Below are 19,037 nucleotides of genomic sequence, written 5' to 3' on the forward strand. Positions count from 1 at the left end.
TCACCAAAATCGATTGTATGAAGCAGCTAATTGTTGTCGCAGTTTTTTCATTATTCCATTTTTCTTCCGCGTTGGCAAAGCCCGGCCCCGGAAAGAATGCAGCATCCTCCACTTTGAAGTCGGCCATCGTATACAGAACAGGCGCTGAGCTGTTCCATACGGCCAGGATAACGCTGGTGCAGGGCAACAATGAATTTGTGATCGAAGGGCTCAGCAACCAGATAGAGCTCAACAGTGTGCGGGTGACTTCAGATAACAGCGGGCTTGCGATCATGTCTGTTGAATTCGGAAAACAATTCCTGGAGAAAGAAAATACTTCCCCAGAGGTGAAACGATTGAAGGATTCTGTTGAAAAAGCAGAGCGGGAGCTGGCGGTTGTGCAATCGGATATCGTTACTGTCAAAGATCTGCAGGCGGTACTGTCTGCCAACAGATCCATTGCAGGATCACAGACCGGAGTGAGCGTGGCGGAGCTGACAAAGCTGATGGATTACTACCGGGCAAAGGCAACCGAATTACAGAAAGAGTCGCTGCAGCTGTCCGATAAGGAAATCAAACTACTGAAGCAGATCGCGCGACTGCAAAACCAGGTAAAGGAAGAAGAGAAAAAGAATACGGTCACTTCCGGTCAGCTTGCCTTTCAGGCTTTCTCCCCGATGGCCGGAACATACACACTCAATATTTCGTATATCACTCCCTATGCAGGCTGGAACCCGGCCTATGATCTCCGTGTGGAAAGCATCAGCAAGCCGGTGAGTATCGGTTTCAAAGCAAAGGTGAGCCAGACAACGGGCCTCGACTGGAAAGGCATAAAGCTGGTGCTGGCTACTTCCATGCCCAATATGAATGCCACTGCGCCTGAATTACAAAGCTGGTTGCTGAGCTATCGCAGTATGCACGATCAGCTTTCAGGAAAAGTGGCGGGTGTGCATATCCGTGGTGTTAATTCAATAGTCGAGAATAAATCGCTCAGTGAAGTGGTGGTAATGGGATATGGAGGCGCCAGGCAGGAGAGGGAAACTCCTGAGCCGGTATATGTAGTGAACGGAGATGTGGTATCGAAAGAAAAATTCAGCCAGATCAACAAGAATGCTATCAAATCCATCAATATCCTGAAGGGTGATAATGCCGCTGCCATCTATGGCTCCCGCGCAGCAGGTGGTGCAACAGTGGTAACACTCAAGGAGGGATTGCAGGATTATGTGGCGGAGAACGATAATCAGCTCAATGTAACCTATGAGATCGATCTGCCTTATGACGTGCCTACTAACGGAAAGGAACAGGTGGTAGCATTGAAAGACCGTACAACTCCTGCCATCTACAAATATTTTGCAGCGCCGGTGAAAGACAAGGATGCATATTTGCTCGGATGTATTGCTGACTGGGAAGGTCTTCAATTGCTGCCGGGTGAAGCCAATATCATTTTTGAAGGTACTTATGTGGGCAAGACCCAGCTTAATCCCGGTTCTACCAGCGATACGCTGAACCTCACGCTGGGCAAGGACCGCCGCGTGGTGATCACCCGCGAGAAGCTCAAGGATTTCAGCAGCGTGAAATTCCTTGGCAGCAAGAAACTACAAACTTTCACTTATGAGATCACGGTGAAGAACAATAAGAAAGAAGCCATCCAGATGCAGGTGAAAGATCTGTTCCCGATCCCCACAGACAAGGAGATCGAAGTGGAACTGCTCGAATTCAGCGGTGCTGAGGTGGACAAGGAGAAATCCTTCCTCACCTGGAATCTCGATATCAAGCCGGGGGAATCACGCAAACTGCGCATGAGCTACAGCGTTAAATATCCGAAGGATAAATTACTTCCTTTATAACCTGAATAGAGTTCCGCTATACTTTGAGCGTTTCCGGTTACGGCCGGGGCGCTCTTTTTTGTTGGGGATTGTACAACAAAAAAATGTCCTCCTGTTCGGGAGGACATTTTTTATTCAGTTGTTGAAACTTACTTCTTGATCACTTCCAGCAGGCTCACTTCAAAGATCAGTGCAGATCCCGGTTTGATGTCCGGACCTGCGCCGCTATCGCCATAAGCGAGTTCGGAAGGAATGTACAATTTCCATTTGCTGCCCTGTGGCATCATCAGGAGAGCTTCAGTCCAGCCGCGGATCACGCCGGTAACGGGGAAAGTGATGGGCTGACCTCTTTTGATGGAGCTGTCGAATTCTTTTCCATCGATGAGGGTGCCTGCATAATGAACGCGTACTTCGTCGGCAGTGGTAGCGATGGGGCCGGTGCCTTCGTCGATGATCTCATATTGCAGACCGCTGGCTGTGGTTTTCACGCCTGCTCTTTTTTTGTTCTCAGCCAGGAAAGCATCGCTGGCTTTCTTATTGGGGCCGGCAGATTTTGCTTTGATGGCTGACATATGATTCATGATGCACATCTGCACCTGCATATCGTCCAGTGCGGCTTTGCCGGCTTTCTGATCTGACAGTGCCTTTGTTACGAGTGCATTGTTGATATCGGTTATGCCTTGTTGTTTGTAGAAGCTGGCGAGGCTGAGGCCGATGGCATAGCTGAAGGAATCGGCAGCGTTCTTCAGTACTACAGTTCCGGCAGGTTTGGCTGCGGTTTTAGCAATAGGTTTTGCAACAGGTTTGGATGCAGGTTTAGCGGCGGGCTTTGCAGCAGCAACTGGTTTCTTCGTTTGCGCAACAGCTCCGAGGGCCACACAGCAGATTGCTGTAAAGAGAATCGATCTTTTCATTCAAAGTTGATTTTAAGGATTCAAATATAATGGAAAGTTTATTGCCGGGCATACCGCTCTGCCTTTTCCAGGTAATGATTGGCTGCCACGGTGTCGCCCTTACGCAGTAAGGCTTTCGAGAAGCTCCTGAGCGCAAGGGGTTCCTCCGGAAAGAGCATAAGATTCAGCTTTAGGGTGAAGAGTGCTTTGTTAATTTCCTGCAAACTTAACTGAACTTTTCCCAGTCCATCCAGTTCGCTGCGGTTCAAAACCAGTTTTTTGAGATCGCCAGCGAGGATGGTACTATCATGTTCATGTTGTTGCCAGTCGGCATGACTATGCCATTGCAGCATCCAGGCGGCGCCCAGGTATTTGGGCACATAGGCTTCGCGATGAAGGATGCTGAGCAGGTCTTTTTCCAAAGACTGCACGGGAGATTCAACAATCCGGTTGATCTCTTTTCCATTTTGATAAACGATAAAAGTGGGAACGCGGTGAATGTTCTTTCCTCTTTCTTCATGTGTTGGACTCTGCTTGTAATCATGATCGCCGCGGCCTGTGTTGATGATCCCGATGGCAGTGGGCGGAACGCCGCAAAGATGCAGCAGTTTGAGCATGCGCGGCACTTCCCGCTTGCTGTCGCCACACCAGGTAGCCATGAAGATCTGCATCGTTTTGTTGCGCAGTTCAGGACGAAGTGCTGCCAATACTGAGCTATCCGGCGTATATGAATTGTATTGAGGCAAATACCAGTTGCTGAATGGAGCCTGTTGCAGGCCTTCTTCCGTGGTTTGTCCATAGAGATCGGGATTTCCTTGTGCATCGCGGATGATCTGGTTAACATAGTTGGATACAGATGAGGCAGGAACTATTTTAGGTTGACAGGAATCTGAAATTACAGCGATGCTGAGTATACACAATAAGATATTCGTTCTCATAAAATGAGTTTGATTGGTAAGTAGAATGGATGGAATAGAAAAGTGGAATTGTGCAATAAATGGTTTATTGCAATTACTTCGGGTACCGGCAGTCATTCGCCTCCCGGCGAGTGACTGGGTACACTCTGAGTAAAATCAATTAGTTCCTATGGAAATCAGCATCGCGGTGGCTGGAAGATGCCTTTGACATCGGCATCTGTGAGCGGGGAAGACTGCGTGTAAATAATTTTGCTGGCCGGAGCTATTGCCAGCAGACCGGGCAAACTGCAACAGGCGTGATCATACACTTCTTCCGAAATCCCTTTTACGGGAAAGGAAGCGGCGAAATGACCTTTCTTTTCATCCGCCTGCGCCATGATCTTTTCGCAATCGCATTTTGCTGCGGCCGTTGCTGCCATCAGGCGGCATTCCCAATAGCTCATGATCCTGCCATACTGGATGGCAAAGAAGCAGATCAATAACAGGAGTGCTGTAAGGCGTTGCATGCAATAAAGTTTGCTATTCGAAAAATAACCATATTTGTTGAACAAAAAAAGCAGACATGAGTGCATTCCTCAAACCGGTGGAAGTCCGTTGGTCGGACCTCGATCCAAATTTTCATCTCCGTCATTCCGTATACTATGATTATGGCGCCTTTGCGCGTATCAGTTTCCTGGAAGAACATGGTCTGACTGCTGCAGTGATGGCAGCCAACCAGATCGGGCCCATTCTCTTCCGTGAAGAATGCGTATTCAAACGTGAGATCAGACTGGGCGATACCATCACCATCGATGTTGAATTGCTGTCGGCCCGTGAAGACCAGAGCCGCTGGAGCATCCGTCATAATATCTGGAAAAACGGAGATACACTCTCAGCGGTGCTCACCGTGGACGGAGCCTGGATCGATGTTGCCAAAAGAAAACTCACCGTACCTCCTGATAATGTGTTGCATGTGTTCAATAATATGCCGAGGGCAGCTGAGTTTTCGTGGATAAATAAATGATCCTTTAACAACTTTTTGTGGTGGGCAACGTTACTTTAGCCTTACACAAAAGATATCGTATGAAACGCATCTTCTTACCCCTCCTGTTATTAGCTTCCCTTGGCGGTTTTGCACAAGGCGGACTGTTGAAAAAAGCCAGCGGGCTCCTGAATAAAACCAGCGGAAGCGGATTGAGCAATGATGATATCGTTGCCGGTCTGAAAGAAGCGCTGAGCCTTGGTGCTACCAATGGCGCCAATAAGCTTTCTGCAGTGGATGGTTTCTTTGCCAATGCTGCTATTAAAGTACTGATGCCTCCCGAAGCACAGAAAGTGGAATCCACTTTACGCAGTATGGGAATGGGTAAACTGGTGGACGATGCGATCCTCAGCATGAACCGTGCTGCAGAAGAAGCAGCGAAATCCGCTGCGCCTATTTTCCTGGATGCAGTGAAAGGCATGAGCTTCCAGGATGCACTCGGGATCCTCCGCGGTCCGGATACTGCAGCTACCAGCTATCTGAAAGGCAAGACACTCGCTTCACTCACCAGCGCTTTCAGCCCAACCATTGATAGCGCCCTGGAAAAGACCGGCGCCACCAAACACTGGAAAACGGTTTTCGAAACTTACAATAAAGTTCCCCTGGTGAAAAAAGTGAACACCAATCTCTCCGGATATGTTACTGAGCGCGCGCTCAATGGTCTCTTCTTCCAGGTTGCCCAGGAAGAGCAGAAGATCAGGAAAGATCCTGCTGCCCGTGTAACCGAAACATTGAAAAAAGTATTTGGATAAGCTTTCCCTACTTTTGCGGCATGAACACGGAAAAGTTCCACATGTTCCGCAACAGGCTGGTGAAAGTGTACAAGCATATTCACAAACAGGCACGTCGTCAGAACATCACCTGCTACAGGGTGTATGATCACGACCTGCCTGAATTCCCTTTCTGCATAGAGATCTACGAAGATCATATCTATCTCGCGGAATACAAGCGCAGGCATAGCCTCACAGAAGAAGAGCATGAACAATGGCTGGAAGACTGCATCGTGATCATCAGTGAGATCCTGGAACTGCCATCAGACAATGTGTTCATCAAGCAGCGCCAGCGCAAAGCAGGCAGGCTTGGCCAGTACCAACGGGTAGATACAACCGATGCTTTCTTCGATGTGAAAGAAGCAGGGCTCAACTTCAAAGTAAACCTTTCCGATTACCTGGATACCGGCCTCTTCCTGGATCATCGCATCACCCGAGGCATGGTGCGTGATGCCGCCGCCGGCAAAAGAGTACTCAACCTTTTCTGCTATACCGGCTCTTTCTCCGTATACGCCGCTGCCGGCAATGCCGCTTCCGTTACATCCGTTGACCTTTCAAAAACTTATCTCAAATGGGCGGAAGACAATATGCAGCTCAATAATTTCTACGATCCGCGTAAACATCATTTCCTTCATGCAGACGTACTGCAATACCTGGATACACTGGAACCTGATTCCTTCGACCTGGTGATACTTGATCCACCTACCTTCAGCAACAGCAAACGCATGAAGGATTTCCTGGATATCCAGGCCGACCATGTAAGCCTGCTAAACAAAACCCTGAAAGCGCTCTCTCCGGACGGCGTGATCTACTTCAGCACCAACTACAGGAAGTTTGAGCTCGACAGGGAACGTATCCATACGCCATCTGTCCGCGACATCACCAATGCTACCACTCCCTTTGATTTCCAGGGAAAACTGTTCCGCTGGTGTTACCGGCTGGAGGCATAATCTGGCAGGTCAGATAATTCCGGTAAATTATCCGGGAGAGTTTTGTTATTTTATCGGGTAGATCCATCAATCTTTTTTATGAAACAGAAAATTTTATTCCTGCTGGTCTTCTGTGGGTTTGTACAAACGGCATCAGCCCAGATTATTAAGCAATCCACGATCTATTTACCCGCTACTGTTTTCCTTACAGATATTCAGGGGCAACGTCCATCTGAAGAATGGAACAGGGTAGAGGTCAAAGGCAGTCCATTCCTGCCGGGGGAGTGGGCAAAAGCAGTTGTAACGCTGAAGGACAACCGAACTTTCTCGGGCATTTCCATGCGGCTTAACTGCGTGAACAATTCCATACATTACCTGACTTCACAAAAAAACGAGTTGGTGGCTCCGGATGGAATGATCAAAGAAATATTGATGATTGATTCAACCGGCGCCAGCCCCACCGAATACAGACTCGCAAGCGGTTTTCCTGAGACCGGCAAAAACACTGCTGCTACTTTTTACGAACGGCTGGTGAACGGAAAAGCCCAGTTGCTGAAGTATACAAAAAGGAAACTGAAAGAATATAAAGCCTATGCCGGCGCTACTGAGAAAGAATATGTGAGCAATGAAGACTATTATTTGTTTAACAATGGCACCATCAAAGAATGGGGAAAAGGGAAAGAATTCCTGCTGGAAATTCTGGCAGATAAAAAAGAAAAGGTGCAGGAATACATCGACAAGCAAAAACTGAAATGTAAAAGCATCGATGATGTGAAACTGGTGTTGAACTATTACAACGGCCTTCCCTGACCTGTACTGTTTTTGTTTCGTTTCAAAAAAGGGATCAGCATCGGAACTTGCTGCTGATACAAAATATAGGCTTCGCCGAAAGTACGGCGGAGCTTTTTTTCTTCGAAGAGGGTTCCGATAATGGTATATAACGTGATCATGCCGGCACTGATCAGATTGCCGCCGGTAGGGAACAGCAGGAACAGGCACCAAACCAGCAGCAGGGTACCGGAATAAAGCGGATGCCGTACAAAGCGGTTCAGCCCGCCGGTCTCCAGCTTACCGGACGACTGCCTGCCGGGGAACAGCACATCAATGACACTGAGATGGTAGAAATATTTCCGGATGCAGATGCTCATAATGATCATGGCGGGCAGGAGCAGGATTGCTGCTGCAACACTAACGTAAACGGGCCTTCGAAATAATGACCTGTCCGGATGCGAATACTGGAACCATATGATCCAGCCCAGCAGTAAAAATGAAAAAATGGAATAGTACAATCTGTAGTACCTGGAATGTGCGCCCATGAAGGAACTGACAACAGCTTTCACCCGTTCTGCCGCCAGCAGGCTGTGCGTAAGACCGAATACCACCCAATATGCCATCAGTTCTCCATACATAGTTATTGTTTAGAGATGGAAAGACACGGCCAGTGTGCAGCCGTTATCCGGCGCTGCATGCAACAGCATCGTGCCATGTACCTGCTCCAGCCTGCTTCTGATATTCATCAGTCCCATACCGGAGATCACTGTATCCGGATCAAATCCTTTGCCATTATCCGTAATGCTGAGGTGAACGGTTTTGTTCTTTTGTTCCAATTGTATTTTCACCTGGTCAGCCTCTGCATGTTTCAGAATATTGTTGAGCTGTTCCTGAATGATGCGGTAAAGCATCAGCTGTACCTGTTCAGGGAGATCGCTTTCCTTTATGCCGTCATTCTTCAGATCGATATGGAGGGTATTCACCACCGCGATGGCCGCTACCAGCTGATCGATACTCCTGAGCAATCCGTTTTCATGAAGGGCAGGAGGCAGGAGGGATCGTGATAATTGTCTGATCTCTTCGATCACCTGTTTGATGTATTCGGAGCATTTTTCCAGCAGCTCCTGCTGCATGCCCTTGTTCACCTGCGCATGCTGCACATATAATTTCACAACACCCAGGAGCTGGTTGATATTATCATGCAGCTCTTCGCCCAGTTTTTTCCTTTCCGCTTCCTGTGCCTGCAATATGGCTTTGGCCATTTCCTGGTTCTGTTTTTCTTTTTCTTCTTCCAGTCTTTGCTGCAGCCATTTATCCCTTGCAAATTCAATGTCCGTGAAGATCCTCCTGCTTCCGAAATAGATCAGTATGGCGGCCAGGATCATGAACAGTACTCCTTTTGAATGTTGTATCATGCTGTACAGCTCCAGGTCATTGCGGGTCAGTTGCCGGGAGATGATGTCCGAAGCGAAGATCCAGGTGATGCCGAAAACAAGAAAAATAACAGCGAGTTTAATAGAGGAAGTGTACGGGTTTCTCATAAAGGGTGTAATGGAACACAATAATAAGGCATTGCGGTAAAAGTTGAAGGGCAGAAAGTAAAAAAGGAGAATGAAGCACCTAAAATAGGAATATCTTTGCGCCATGCATTATGTTTCAGTAGAAGGGCTTACCAAATCTTACGGTATCAAGCCTTTGTTCGAGAATATTTCCTTTCATATCGAAGAGGGCGACAAGATCGCGCTGGTGGCGCGCAATGGCAGTGGAAAATCAACCCTGCTGCGTATCCTTAGTGGCGTTGAGACCGCTGACGAAGGCTCTGTCTGGATCAGCAAGGAAGTGACCGTTGCCCTGTTTGAACAGGAACCTGAATTCAATGAAGGATGGAGTGTGCTGGATAATATCTTTCATCACAATCACCCCGTGATCAATGCCATCAAGGAATATGAAGCCCTCAGCGAAGAGGAAGACCCTGAGAAACTGAGTGCCGCCATCGTGAAGATGGATGAAATGGGCGCCTGGGACTTTGATGCAAAAGTGAAACAGATCCTCGGTAAACTCAATATACATCACCTCAATCAACCTGTGGGTACGCTCAGCGGCGGCCAGCGCAAAAGAGTGGCGCTCGCCAAAACGCTGATCGATATCGGCTTCGAGCACAAGCATGTGCTGCTGATCATGGATGAACCTACCAACCACCTTGACGTGGAAATGGTGGAATGGCTGGAACATTATCTCAGCCAGCAGCATATCACACTCCTGCTAGTGACGCACGACCGCTACTTCCTCGATGCCGTTTGTGAAGAGATCTGGGAACTGGACCGCAGCGATCTCTTCGTGTACAAAGGAGATTACGAGAATTATCTCGAGAAGAAAGCTGCCCGCCAGGAAAGCGAAGCCGCCAGTATCGACAAGGCTCGCAATACCTACCGCAAAGAGCTGGAATGGATGCGCAAACAGCCCAAGGCCCGCACCACCAAATCCAAAAGCAGGCAGGATAATTTCTATGAAGTGGAAGCAAAGGCCAAACAGCGCATCGAAGAGCAGCAGCTCCAGTTGCAGATGAAGATGAACCGGCTCGGTGGCAAAGTGATCGAATTGAAAAAAGTATACAAGAGCTACGGCGATAAAGTGATCCTCAAAGGATTCGATTATACTTTCAAAAAAGGAGAACGCGCAGGCGTGGTGGGAAAGAACGGTGTTGGTAAATCCACCTTCATCAATATCCTCCAGGGCCTCGAAGAAGCAGACAGCGGCAAAGTGAATATCGGGGAAACCGTGATCTTCGGCAACTATTCGCAGGGAGGTCTGCTGATCAAGGAAGATATGCGCGTGATCGAATTTGTGAAGAATATCGCAGAGAGTTTTCCGCTGGCCAGCGGCGGCTCCCTCAGTGCTGCACAGTTCCTGCAACTCTTCCTGTTCCCTCCGGAACAGCAATACACTTATATCTCAAGTTTGAGCGGAGGTGAGAAAAGAAGGCTGCACCTGTTGAGCATCCTTTTTCGCAATCCTAACTTCCTCATACTGGATGAACCTACCAACGACCTGGATCTGCCCACACTGGCAGTGCTGGAGAATTTTCTCAGCGAGTTCCAGGGTTGCCTGCTCATCGTTTCCCACGACCGTTATTTCATGGACAGACTGGTGGACCATCTCTTCGTATTCGATGGAGATGGCGTGGTGCGCGACTTCCCCGGCAATTACACACAGTATCGCCTGAACAAAAAAGAAGAAGAACAGAAAGAAACAGCCGCTCCGAAAGCAGAACAAAAACAGGAAAAAGCTACAAAGCCTGAAGAGAAAAAGCGACTCTCTTTCAAGGAAAAAAGAGAATTCGAGCTGCTGGAAAAAGAGATAGCGGCGCTTACCAAAGAAAAAGAACTTGTTACCGAAAAGCTCAATAGCGGCAGCACGCCATTTGATGAGCTGCAGGCATTGAGTCTTCGTATAGGCGAGATCGGGGATTTACTGGACGAGAAAGAGCTGCGATGGCTGGAGCTGAGTGAATTCGAGTAACCACTCAACGCTCTCAATTAGCCATTCAGCCTAACTATTGTTAGTATTCCGGTGCTCGTTTATATTTTACCATCAGAAATTGGGAATAATGAAATCATACTTACTACTTGCTTTCACGGGCATGTCGTTGGCTGCGGTTGCTCAAAAGCCCGCCAACCCGAAGCCCTATGCAGCTACAATCACTGCTGCTGAACTCAAAACGCATCTCTACATTGTAGCCTCCAAAGAAATGGAAGGACGGGAAACCGCCACGGAAGGGCAACGCAAAGCCGCTGCCTATATCCAGGACCATTTCCAAAAACTGGGCCTGGCGCCTGGTAATGGAAGCAGCTACCAGCAGGCATTTCCGGTTTTCCGTGATAAGGATGGAAAAACATCCATCGAAGTGAATGGAAAAGATTTTACAGATATCATGGGATATGGCAGCGCCAATGAAGCCACTTATTACCTCAGTGAAGTGGTATTTGTAGGCGATGGTCTTACAGACAGTACGCACGACAGTTACAAAGGACTGGACGTGGCAGGCAAAGCTGTGCTGGTGATGCCCGGCAAACCGAATACAAATTACCGTCGCCGTATAACCGATCCCGGCTCCAACTTCGTGGAGAATGCCCGCCTGCATGGTGCGGCTGTTGTGTTCTATGTTTCCGCTTCTACCAGGGGCGGCAGAAGCTTTGGTGGCAATATGTATACCAACGCTTTCAAGCCAACTGCAGGGCCGAACATATTCTTCGTTTCCGATGCAGTTAGCAAGGCCATTATGGGAGCCGATAACTACAAATCCGACAGCGCTGCCGTGAAAAACGGTAATGCACAAGCGAAAACCTACAAAGCTGAAGTGATCCTGCAAAACAAAAAAACGATCGAGCGCCTGGAAAGCACCAACGTGCTGGGGGTGCTGGAAGGAACTGATAAGAAAGATGAATACCTCTTCATCACTGCCCACTACGATCATATCGGCAAACATGGCGATGAGATCAACTATGGCGCGGATGATGATGGCTCCGGTACCGTGGCCATCCTGGAAATGGCTGAAGCTTTTGTGAAAGCGAAAAAAGAAGGGAAGGGCCCGCGCAGGACCATCGTGTTCATGTGTGTGTCCGGTGAAGAGAAAGGCCTCTGGGGCTCCGAATACTACAGCGAGAATCCCATCTTTCCTTTGGATAAAACAACTGCCGACCTCAATATCGATATGATCGGAAGGATCGATCCCAGCCGCAAACATGGGGACAGCACCAATTACGTGTATGTGGTAGGCGATGATAAGCTCAGCTCAGACCTGCGCCCCATCAGCGAATCCGTGAACAAGAAGTACACGAAGCTGGAGCTGGATTACAAATACAATGATCCGAACGACAAGGAACGTATCTATTATCGCAGTGACCACTACAATTTCGCACGTAAAGGTGTTCCTGTGATCTTCTATTTCAATGGTGTGCATGCAGACTATCACAGGCCAACCGATACGCCTGATAAGATCGGATATGAAATGCTGGCAAAAAGAGCACAGCTGGTATTTTACACGGCCTGGGAAATGGCCAACAGGAATGAAATGCTGAAGCGTGATATTCCTTTACCGGTAATGAATTGATCAGGTGTCTGATACTGCCACCATCAGCCAGCAAATGAAAGCGATGATCAGTATCACCACCAGCCATTTATAGCGGTCCCACTGATCGCGTTGTTTTTTGGTACGAAGGGCCTGCTGCAAAAGCTGTTTCATTTCCTCATCGTCGCCCGCCAGTTGCATCAGTGATGCATGCACCGGCAGATGTTCTTTCAGAGGCAATGGGGCTGCGGCCTGCAGCAGGTTCTTTATTATGCTTTGGTTGGTATTTATGCGATTGAACTGGTGGAGGATATTGATATTGGTTTCGCTCAGTAACTGTTGGATATGATTGGAGAGCGAATGAAAATCCACCTGGAAGAAATTCATGGAGGCGATAGCGTTTTTCACTTTATCAGCGGATGCCAGTATCTCTTCAGGCGTGAGTGGTTTTTCCGTGTAACCGGCGCCTGTTCTGCGTGTGTACCATCTGTTGTAATTGTACTCTTCCCTTTTTTGCGGATCGCTCAATACTTCCCATGCTTCCTGGATCTCAACGAAACGCGCGGCGGCCAGATGGTCGCCATTGTTTTTGTCGGGATGGTATTTGATGGCCAGCCTGCGGAATGATTTCTTGATCTCCTGCAAACTGGCTACAGGCGTTACCTCCAGGACCTTATAATAATCTTTTACAATCATGAATGGAATCGCAACAAAACTATACCTTGCACCGTTTCTAAAAAAGTTTGATTCTTATTACTGTCAATAACTATGAAAACCCTGCTCCAACAACCCATTGCGAGGATTCGCACCGTAGCCCTTGTATTGTTTTTCGGAAGTGTAATGCAAGCCTGCAACCTGAGTACGGAAGCCAAAGCCGGCGAACCAGCCAGCAATGCTGTTCCTGCAAAGGATTCTACAGTTGCGGAAAATACAAGTGCATCAAGTTCCGGTGAAAGCATTACCGATCCTTCAAAGATCAAAGTGGCCGATGCCGCTACCATCCTGGCCAGACCGGAAGTGCCCATTCTTTGTTATCACCAGGTGCGCGACTGGAAGCCCACTGACTCTAAATCCGCCCGTGATTATATCGTTCCCGAAGCTGCATTTGCTGCGCAGATGAAAATGCTGGCAGACAGCGGTTATCATACCATCCTGCCAGACCAGCTCTACGAATACCTGAACACCGGCAAGGCCCTGCCTTCCAAACCGGTAATGCTGACCTTTGATGATACTGACCTGGATCAGTACACTTTTGCCAGGCCGGAAATGGACAAGTACGGATTCAAAGGTGTATTTTTTGTGATGACCGTTTCCCTGGGAAGACCCCGTTATATGAGCAAAGAACAGGTGAAAGCGCTGTCCGATGCCGGTCATGCCATCGGCTCCCATACCTGGGACCATCACAATGTGAAAAAATATCAGGGGGACGACTGGAAGATCCAGATAGAAAAGCCGTCAAAACAACTGGAAGAAATTACCGGCAAACGCATTCAGTATTTTGCTTATCCGTTCGGTCTCTGGAATCCCCAGGCTATTCCGGAGCTGAAAAAGCGGGGTATGCTGGCGGCATTTCAGTTGTACGCACCCCGGGACCAGCAGGATCCCCTGTTTACCATCAGGAGGATCATAGTTCCCGGCACCTGGAGCGGCCCCGCACTGGCAACCCGGATGAGAACCAGTTTTGGGAGTAAATAAGGGATGCAACGGTAATCTTTCTAAAGTTGTCTAAATGCTTTAGTAGAATATTTTTCCGGTTTTAAAGAATATTCTAAATTGTTACCCTCTTTTACTCAACTAAAGTTTAAATGTGCAAAGTATGCAAAGATTAATGACATGGGGATTGGTATTGATACTGAGTACCACCTTTTTAAGCAGTTGTTTGAAATCAAGTACCTCACAGCCTGAAAAGCTGACCTACCTTTATCTTATGCATATGGCAACCACTGCCCCTTCTGTAGACCTTTACTTCGGTACACAGAAAGCGAGCAGCAATTCCATCAGTTTCAATACAATTTCCGGTTCCTATACCGGTATCAGACCGGCTACATTTGATGTTACCTATAAAAAAGGCGGTGGGGACAGCCTGGTGGCTACCATTCCAACGGCAGTGTACGACACACTGATGCCTTACACGCTGCTGTTGTTTTCAGATGCAGATGGGGAGGGACATGCTACCAGGATCTTCGATAATACAGAAGGACTGAGCACGGAAAAAGTGAACTATCGTTTCTGGCATCTGGCGCATGATATTGGCCCTGTAGATATCACTATCGGCACCAGCCTGGTTGATGCAGGCCGTTCCCTGGCTGATAACGTTGGCGGAAACGCTTATAATCGTTTCAATAACCAGATCGATGCAGGAACTTATACCATCACTGTGAAAGAAGCTGGTACAGAGAATGTGGTGGCAAAACAGGAAGATGTTAACCTTGTGAAAGGCGCTTCTTATACGATATTCCTCAAGGGATCAGCAACAGGTACCGGTGTTAAGGAAAAAGCCGTTGGCATTCTGAGAAACTTCTGAGTTTTTGTATTTTCTATAGTACCGTATCTATGATATCATTGAACCGCCATCCTTCGGGATGGCGGTTTTTTTTATGTCTTACACTTCAAACTTCCTGATGGCCGGATCTTCCAGCAGGGCTTCCACCAGTTTTTCCTGGTTTGATTTGGAGCCCTGAACTCTCCAGCTGCATTGTATGTCATCATCCAGCTTGATCCTTTTTTCCAGTTCGAATTTCAAATGGAAGCTTTTCATGAGCGTTTCATATTTCAGTAGAATGCCGGGCTCATACCGGCGGGTGATGGTATAAACTCTTTCCTTGTTGATGCGTTCAATCCATTGCTCGATCCTGATGAAAAGGGCCAGCACGATGAGGATGAGTGCGCAGGCGCCCAGTGCGGCCAGGTAAAGCCCGCCGCCAACGGCCATTCCAACGGCGGCTGTAGCCCAGATGGTGGCCGCTGTTGTAATGCCATTGATGCCCTTATCGCTTTTGAAAATTACCCCTGCACCGATAAATCCGATACCTGTTACAATATTGGAGGCAATCCTGTAAGTATTGCCGGCATCAATGATCATCGATACCAGCATGAACATGCAGGAGCCCATGCTGATGAGGGTGATGGTGCGGAGACCAGCGGATTTATCGCGATGCTCCCTTTCGATGCCTAATAACATACCGATGGCCATGGCCACCAGCAATCGTTCCATGATCTCTTCTAAGGACAGCATGCAGGTCAGATATTAGAATTGGCGTTTGGATCTTCTTCTTCGTTCTCTTTGTCTACACTGTAAGGATTGTTGGCTTCATCTTCTTCTCCGATGGCTTCGTCTGCGTCATCATCTTCCGCACCGGGCACATCCAGGTCATCGCCGCCGAGATCGGATTCTTCGTTGAGAGGATCGCCGTCATCGTCCACTTCGTCGAGGCGGGCGTTGCGGATCCGTTCATCATCGGGGTCGTCATCTCCGGCGGTATCCAGGAGCTCCAGTTCTTCGGGACTGATATTGCTGTCTTCATCCAGCAGTTCTTCGTCGTCATTGAAAATATCATCACCTTCTTCATCGGAGGAAGAGATGGTGGTATCGCGGAACTCTTTCATTTTTGGAGGGCGGATATGTTCCTGGCCGGGGATGTCTTTTACATCCGGCAGATCGATGGTGTCCGGATCTTCGGCAGCATCCCTGGACTTATCTTCCTCCGCGGCGTTTCCTTTCTTTTTGTTGGGAGTATTTTCTTTACCCTCGTTTTGCGTATTCTTTTTCATGATCCTGTATTTTAAATGAGTTGAAAAAAATTTATGCCTGCGGTGTGGGAGTGGTTGCCTGCATTTTGGCATGCAGGATATGATCGTTGAAAGCTTTCAGGTGTTTGTGGATAAGCCGGATAGTGGGCTCGTCTGTGAGCCGGAGCTCTGCATCGAATTTATCTTTTGCCCTGGCCACCAGTATTTCGGGACGGAAGAGCGGTTTCATGTTGAGAAACTGGAAAACCGGGTGGAAGGCCAGATGCATACGGACGGTTCCCCAAAGTCCCTGTGTAGCCCCCATTACGGCCACAGGTTTCCCCAGCAATGGGGAGTCCTCTCCACGGGAGGCCCAATCGATCGCATTCTTCAGCCCACCGGGTATGGAGTAATTGTATTCAGGTGAAACGATCAGCACTGCATCCACCTGTGCCAGGCCTTCCCGGAAGCGTGCAACAGGCGCAGGTCTTTCAGCAGCGGCCGGTAAGTCGAAGTCTGCATTATAAAGCGGGATGTCTGCAATGGAAAGAATGTTCATCTTCATATTTCCTGGCAGCAAACTCTCCACTGCGTGGAGCAGGGCGGTATTGAAAGAGCCTTTCCGTAAACTTCCTGAAATGCCGGCCAGTTGTATGGAGTGGGCCATAGCTAGATTTTTAATGTGTGAAGAATACAAGGCAGGGGAGTACAAAGATCAGGAATTGTTGGTTTTAAAATTGCATGTGCGCGTTATGCATGGCAATTATTTTTTTTACGTAAAATTTTATCGGACACGCGTTGGGCACTCAGGTTTTACAGTATCTTTATGGTGTTACAATTTCAGCAACTCCCGCGATTTTGTGTAATACTCCTGTACCTGCCTAGAGCTCAACATAAGATTCTTGCTATATGTCCGATTGTATGCTTGTGAGAAAAATGAAGGAAAATTAATCCGTTCATCGTTAAATCTTATGGGTCATGAAAAAGAACAAAGCAAACAGCCTGGCAGCAACGATCAACAGAACCCCGTTGAGAAGAGTTCCGAGAAGTGCGAGACAGTTATCCGGTACATTACAGGTGCAACAGTCAGGATTAACCGAAGTGAGGAGTGTACCGCCACCGAGTGAAGAGATCGTGGACAGGCTCAACGCATTGGGTAGGGAGTACCCCTTCTGTGTGATCAACAAAGGCGGAAATCATCTTATTTTGTAAAGCAACTTTTGTAAGGCTTACCCGAAAAAAAGAGGCCATCTCATCAGGAGGTGGCCTTCGTATTGATGATCGGTTCAAATGGATTTATCGCTTAAAACCAATCCGCCTGTCGTCATCATTTCCTGCATTGTCTGTCAATTCAAATTCTTTCACATCTTCAAAGAGAATAGTAGTCATCAATTCCTGACTGCGTTCCTCTTTTTTCATGGCTGCCAAACGCAGGTGTTGATTCTTTATGCATTCGCCCACCACCTGCCTGACCGTGCGGGCATTGCCGAAATGTTTATCCCTCCTGGCATGTATGAACTGGAAGTATTGCTGCAGATGTGCGGCTGCTTTGCTTTCCGGAACCACTTCTTCTCTGGCAAAGATGCTCTGTGCTATGGCAAACATTTCATGCGGATGATAATCATGAAACCCGAAGAACTTATCGAAGCGGCTGCGCAAGCCAGGATTACTGTTGATGAACTCGTGCATATTGCCTGTATAACCTGCCACGATCACGCCGAACTTTCCCCGCTGGTCTTCCATGAATTTCAGAATGGTGGAAATGGCTTCCGATCCGAAATCATTGTGGCCGAGATGCGTACCACCCAGTGAATAAGCCTCGTCTATGAAGAGAATGCCGCCCAGTGCCTGTTGCAGTTTCTCTTTGGTTTTGATGGCTGTTTGTCCAACATATCCTGCTACCAGCGCTTCCCGGTCCACTTCTACAAGATGACCTTTTGATAAGATACCAAGGCCCTTGTATATTTTCGACAACAACCTGGCAACAGTTGTTTTACCGGTTCCGGGATTACCGGTGAATACCGTGTGCAATGAAAACTTGTTCAGAAAATCCCTGCCTGTTTCCTGGTAGAACCGCACCAGTTGTACCATTTCGTTCACATCCGTTTTGATATTGTCAAGTCCTGTGAGTGCATTGAGCTCTGCGAGACTTTCATGCAGCAGATCATCTGAATTCGTTTTTTCTGCCGGGGTTGTAATGCGTACTGTTGCAGGCGTATTGATGGATTCTGTGATCAGGTCGGGATCGCCTTCTTCCCAGGTTTCGCCTACTTTGAATGGAATGGTGGCTATGATCCTGTCCAGGAAAACGATCTCGATTGAATAGGCGTCCTCTTTGTAAGAACCTGCATGAGGAGAGCCCCAGCCTCCGATGATGGTATGTACATCTCCCACAACGCCTGATTTCAAAAATTGCATTTGTGCAGAAGAGCCTTTCAGTAATCCTGCACTATTGTAAAAGTTGAAGAAGAGTTCCGTGTGATAAGCCTTTTCGCTTTTGTTCCTGATCTTTAATTCTGTGCAGACATAGCGTGTTTCATTTCGGTTGAATTGTTTGTAGTATTGCTTGGGAGTATTGGCATCAACGCTTACATCGTCTTCAAATAATTTGATGGATTCGATATCGAAATAATGGTTCTCCCTGGCTGCATCCGGACCGAGATCCTCCACATGGAATTTTGTTTCAGACACCAGTACTCCACCGATCCATGCCTCCCAGCGGAAATCGCCCATCAGCCAGTGTTTGCCCAGTTCCGGATTGCCCCATGATTCACGGACATAAACGATATTTTCCTCTTTCGATATTTTTCTTTTCTGTGTGAGTTTACATAAGTTGATCGGCTTTGTTGTATTCACGATACATTCGAGGGTGATCTCGGCTTCCCAGTCTTCCTCATCGAATAATTTATTGTAAAAAGAGAATTCTACATAGATGTACCGTAGTTCATAGCGGTCGAATACACGGCGGTATTTCTTACTGCTATCGGCCATCCATTCATCGCTGCCGTGTACTTTCAGGGCTTTGGGCCTGAATTTCATTTCCATTTGTGAGCTCATATGATAACTGTTGATGAATTGCTGTAGCCCGGTAAATTAATGGTTCCCTGATATGCTACAAATGCAATTGAAGAAAC

The 19,037-nt window shown here is 47.8% G+C and carries 20 protein-coding genes; 10 read left to right on the forward strand and 10 right to left on the reverse strand.

The genetic code is table 11. The features are described 5' to 3' along the window. The first annotated feature begins 17 nt into the window (after nucleotides 1-17). Entirely contained in the window at nucleotides 18-1,826 is a 1,809-nt protein-coding gene (locus tag FSB84_RS13750; protein ID WP_130544381.1) for a DUF4139 domain-containing protein, read from the forward strand. 128 nt (nucleotides 1,827-1,954) lie between these two features. On the opposite strand, the gene FSB84_RS31420 is transcribed toward FSB84_RS13750, so the two are convergent. From FSB84_RS31420 to FSB84_RS13765, 3 genes are all read right to left on the reverse strand, one after another. Further along, on the reverse strand, nucleotides 1,955-2,719 hold the full coding sequence (locus FSB84_RS31420; RefSeq protein ID WP_130544380.1) for an FKBP-type peptidyl-prolyl cis-trans isomerase: 765 nt from the start codon (nucleotides 2,717-2,719) through the stop codon (nucleotides 1,955-1,957). 38 nt (nucleotides 2,720-2,757) lie between these two features. Continuing rightward, on the reverse strand, nucleotides 2,758-3,636 hold the full coding sequence (locus FSB84_RS13760) for a thioredoxin family protein (protein WP_130544379.1): 879 nt from the start codon (nucleotides 3,634-3,636) through the stop codon (nucleotides 2,758-2,760). A 155-nt stretch (nucleotides 3,637-3,791) separates the two neighbouring features. After that, nucleotides 3,792-4,121, reverse strand: coding sequence for a hypothetical protein (locus FSB84_RS13765; protein WP_130544378.1), 330 nt, complete (start codon nucleotides 4,119-4,121; stop codon nucleotides 3,792-3,794). Nucleotides 4,122-4,177: 56 nt separating this feature from the next. On the opposite strand from FSB84_RS13765, the gene FSB84_RS13770 reads away from it, so the two are divergent. The 4 genes from FSB84_RS13770 (at nucleotide 4,178) to FSB84_RS13785 (ending at nucleotide 7,145) form a co-directional block, all read left to right on the forward strand. Further along, complete coding sequence (locus FSB84_RS13770; protein WP_130544377.1) at nucleotides 4,178-4,618, forward strand: acyl-CoA thioesterase; 441 nt, start codon at nucleotides 4,178-4,180, stop codon at nucleotides 4,616-4,618. 59 nt (nucleotides 4,619-4,677) lie between these two features. Then, nucleotides 4,678-5,388 carry a DUF4197 domain-containing protein gene (locus FSB84_RS13775; protein WP_130544376.1) on the forward strand — a complete coding sequence of 237 codons (711 nt, stop codon included), beginning with the start codon at nucleotides 4,678-4,680 and terminating at the stop codon, nucleotides 5,386-5,388. A gap of 20 nt (nucleotides 5,389-5,408) precedes the next feature. Then, nucleotides 5,409-6,356, forward strand: coding sequence for a class I SAM-dependent methyltransferase (locus FSB84_RS13780; RefSeq protein ID WP_130544375.1), 948 nt, complete (start codon nucleotides 5,409-5,411; stop codon nucleotides 6,354-6,356). Between the two features lie 78 nt (nucleotides 6,357-6,434). Then, nucleotides 6,435-7,145 (forward strand): hypothetical protein, encoded by a 711-nt coding sequence (locus FSB84_RS13785; protein ID WP_130544374.1) that lies wholly within the window; start codon nucleotides 6,435-6,437, stop codon nucleotides 7,143-7,145. On the opposite strand, the gene FSB84_RS13790 is transcribed toward FSB84_RS13785, so the two are convergent. Then, entirely contained in the window at nucleotides 7,127-7,744 is a 618-nt protein-coding gene (locus tag FSB84_RS13790; RefSeq protein WP_130544373.1) for a methyltransferase family protein, read from the reverse strand. The two genes, FSB84_RS13785 and FSB84_RS13790, sit on opposite strands and share 19 nt — an antisense overlap. A 9-nt stretch (nucleotides 7,745-7,753) precedes the next feature. Further along, nucleotides 7,754-8,647: a sensor histidine kinase gene (locus FSB84_RS13795; RefSeq protein WP_158643896.1), complete on the reverse strand. Its 894-nt coding sequence runs from the start codon at nucleotides 8,645-8,647 to the stop codon at nucleotides 7,754-7,756. A 103-nt stretch (nucleotides 8,648-8,750) separates the two neighbouring features. On the opposite strand from FSB84_RS13795, the gene FSB84_RS13800 reads away from it, so the two are divergent. Together FSB84_RS13800 and FSB84_RS13805 are read left to right on the forward strand one after the other, a co-directional pair. After that, nucleotides 8,751-10,625 (forward strand): ABC-F family ATP-binding cassette domain-containing protein, encoded by a 1,875-nt coding sequence (locus FSB84_RS13800; RefSeq protein WP_130544371.1) that lies wholly within the window; start codon nucleotides 8,751-8,753, stop codon nucleotides 10,623-10,625. A gap of 88 nt (nucleotides 10,626-10,713) precedes the next feature. Further along, on the forward strand, nucleotides 10,714-12,216 hold the full coding sequence (locus FSB84_RS13805) for a M28 family peptidase (protein WP_130544370.1): 1,503 nt from the start codon (nucleotides 10,714-10,716) through the stop codon (nucleotides 12,214-12,216). On the opposite strand, the gene FSB84_RS13810 is transcribed toward FSB84_RS13805, so the two are convergent. Beyond that, nucleotides 12,217-12,870 carry a J domain-containing protein gene (locus tag FSB84_RS13810; RefSeq protein ID WP_130544369.1) on the reverse strand — a complete coding sequence of 218 codons (654 nt, stop codon included), beginning with the start codon at nucleotides 12,868-12,870 and terminating at the stop codon, nucleotides 12,217-12,219. A gap of 72 nt (nucleotides 12,871-12,942) precedes the next feature. Here FSB84_RS13810 and FSB84_RS13815 point away from each other — a divergent pair, with 72 nt between their 5' ends. Together FSB84_RS13815 and FSB84_RS13820 are read left to right on the forward strand one after the other, a co-directional pair. Continuing rightward, entirely contained in the window at nucleotides 12,943-13,869 is a 927-nt protein-coding gene (locus FSB84_RS13815) for a polysaccharide deacetylase family protein (RefSeq protein ID WP_225980068.1), read from the forward strand. Between the two features lie 232 nt (nucleotides 13,870-14,101). After that, nucleotides 14,102-14,698 carry a DUF4397 domain-containing protein gene (locus FSB84_RS13820; protein WP_394367100.1) on the forward strand — a complete coding sequence of 199 codons (597 nt, stop codon included), beginning with the start codon at nucleotides 14,102-14,104 and terminating at the stop codon, nucleotides 14,696-14,698. Nucleotides 14,699-14,776: 78 nt separating this feature from the next. On the opposite strand, the gene FSB84_RS13825 is transcribed toward FSB84_RS13820, so the two are convergent. From FSB84_RS13825 to FSB84_RS13835, 3 genes are read right to left on the reverse strand one after another with little or no spacing between them, the layout of a single operon-like run. Beyond that, nucleotides 14,777-15,409 carry an MgtC/SapB family protein gene (locus FSB84_RS13825; RefSeq protein WP_130544367.1) on the reverse strand — a complete coding sequence of 211 codons (633 nt, stop codon included), beginning with the start codon at nucleotides 15,407-15,409 and terminating at the stop codon, nucleotides 14,777-14,779. Nucleotides 15,410-15,414: 5 nt separating this feature from the next. After that, complete coding sequence (locus FSB84_RS13830; RefSeq protein WP_130544366.1) at nucleotides 15,415-15,945, reverse strand: hypothetical protein; 531 nt, start codon at nucleotides 15,943-15,945, stop codon at nucleotides 15,415-15,417. 31 nt (nucleotides 15,946-15,976) lie between these two features. Then, nucleotides 15,977-16,570 (reverse strand): NADPH-dependent FMN reductase, encoded by a 594-nt coding sequence (locus tag FSB84_RS13835; protein WP_130544365.1) that lies wholly within the window; start codon nucleotides 16,568-16,570, stop codon nucleotides 15,977-15,979. A gap of 311 nt (nucleotides 16,571-16,881) precedes the next feature. Here FSB84_RS13835 and FSB84_RS13840 point away from each other — a divergent pair, with 311 nt between their 5' ends. Beyond that, a complete protein-coding gene (locus FSB84_RS13840) occupies nucleotides 16,882-17,115 on the forward strand; it encodes a hypothetical protein (RefSeq protein WP_130544364.1) in 234 nt (77 codons plus the stop codon). A gap of 84 nt (nucleotides 17,116-17,199) precedes the next feature. On the opposite strand, the gene FSB84_RS13845 is transcribed toward FSB84_RS13840, so the two are convergent. Further along, a complete protein-coding gene (locus FSB84_RS13845; RefSeq protein ID WP_130544363.1) occupies nucleotides 17,200-18,960 on the reverse strand; it encodes an AAA family ATPase in 1,761 nt (586 codons plus the stop codon). Nucleotides 18,961-19,037: the final 77 nt, after the last annotated feature.

It is taken from the genome of Pseudobacter ginsenosidimutans, assembly GCF_007970185.1.
Lineage (GTDB): Bacteria > Bacteroidota > Bacteroidia > Chitinophagales > Chitinophagaceae > Pseudobacter > Pseudobacter ginsenosidimutans.